This is a genomic window from Niallia taxi (assembly GCF_004005475.1).
In the GTDB taxonomy this organism is placed as follows: Bacteria; Bacillota; Bacilli; order Bacillales; family Cytobacillaceae; genus Niallia; species Niallia taxi.
The window spans coordinates 1-1,543 of sequence record NZ_RZTZ01000050.1 but is presented as its reverse complement, the minus strand read 5'-3'; the positions used below and the strand labels follow the sequence as shown (position 1 = coordinate 1,543).

Here is a 1,543-nt window from a genome sequence, read left to right as displayed (position 1 = left end):
TTTTTTTTTTAGTTTTATGATTACGGTAGTCGGGGTAGAACGGCGCCCCCGTGGGAATAAATCCCGTCAGCTAAACTGTTCACCCCCTACTTGTATAAACATGTTTCAGGCTGGTTGGGACAATGATCCCGTTTAACAAGCGAACCTATGATATTACAAGGAGTTTAGGGGTTACCGACTAATATGCTTTTTAAGGAGGAGAAATTAGTATGAATCCAGTGATTGGTCTGGATGTTTCAAAAGGAGAAAGCCATGTTCAAGCATTTTTAGATAAAGGTAAACCATATCGAAAGAGTTTTAGTATTACACATAATCTAGAGGGTTTAGGTAGGTTATTAGATTTTCTTCAAGATGTTGAAAAAGCAGCTTTGGGTACTCAACCTTCGGTTGTATTAGAGTCAACTGGGCATTATCACACCCCAGTTATTCAGTTTTTAGAGGAACAAAAATATGTATATATTCTCGTCAATCCTCTTATTTCACATCGAGCCAAGAGTTCAAGCCTACGCAAAGTTAAAACAGATGCAATCGATGCTTATCATCTTTGTGAACTGTATTATAAGGAAGAACTACAGCCTTACAAGAAGCGAGGAATTCAACTCTTAAACCTTCGAAATCTAACAAGGCAACAAGAGAGTATTGCAGAAATTTCAGCGAAAACAAAGATACAGTTACATTCCTTAATTGATCAAGTATTCCCTGAGTATCGAGGAGTTTTCGGAAGTTTATACTCAAAAGTATCTTTGCTTACTTTACTAGAATTCCCTACTTCTAAGGCGGTATTAAGTGTCAGTGAAAAAGAATTAACTGATAAAATAGCTTCATTATGTAAGAATCGTTCGGTGTCCTGGGCAGAGGAAAAGACACAAATGTTAATAGAGGCTGCCCTACGTAATCCATTTCAAAACAATCTCTATGAGAGTCATATTTTCAATCTAGAAATTTTAATTAAGATAGTTCTTCAATACCAAGAGCATCTATCCAGGATTGCAGATGAAATAAATGCTCTCGCTAAAGAAATTGAAGAGTATTGTATTCTTCAATCTATCCCTGGAATCGGAGAAAAAATCGCTGCCACGATTATATCCGAAATTGGAGAAATAGATCGATTTAATGATGCCAAGAAGCTTGTTGCATTCGCTGGGATAGATCCTAGTGTGTACTCATCTGGGAGGTTTACCGCATCGGTGAATCGAATAACGAAACGTGGCTCATGTAGACTACGCCACGCCTTATATATGGCTGTTCAAAGTGGTATAAGGGATAGTCGTAAAAAGAAGACAACCGACGAGATTATTCCACGCAATCGAAAACTAAGAGAGTTTTATGATAAGAAACGAGAAGAAGGAAAACCCTTTAGAGTAGCCGTTATTGCATGTGTAAACAAGCTCTTACACTGGATCTTTGCCTTATTAAAAAAACGAACAACTTTCCAAGATATAGATTAATAACTATATCTAACTAAATACAACAAAACCTTCCAATTAAAATATAGCGGAAGGTTATTTGGCATGTGCATTTTTAGTATACCACGAGATTATTT

Annotated in this window: 1 protein-coding gene; it reads left to right on the top strand. The window is 36.7% G+C overall.

From position 1 onward, the window contains the following. Nucleotides 1-209: 209 nt before the first annotated feature. A complete protein-coding gene (locus EM808_RS28330) occupies nucleotides 210-1,448 on the top strand; it encodes an IS110 family RNA-guided transposase (protein WP_127743147.1) in 1,239 nt (412 codons plus the stop codon). The last annotated feature ends 95 nt before the right edge of the window (nucleotides 1,449-1,543 follow it).

Excerpts from the sequence above, each read along its gene's own strand:
- EM808_RS28330 (WP_127743147.1), top strand. The coding sequence starts at position 210 with ATGAATCCAGTGATTGGTCTGGATGTTTCAAAAGGAGAAAGCCATGTT.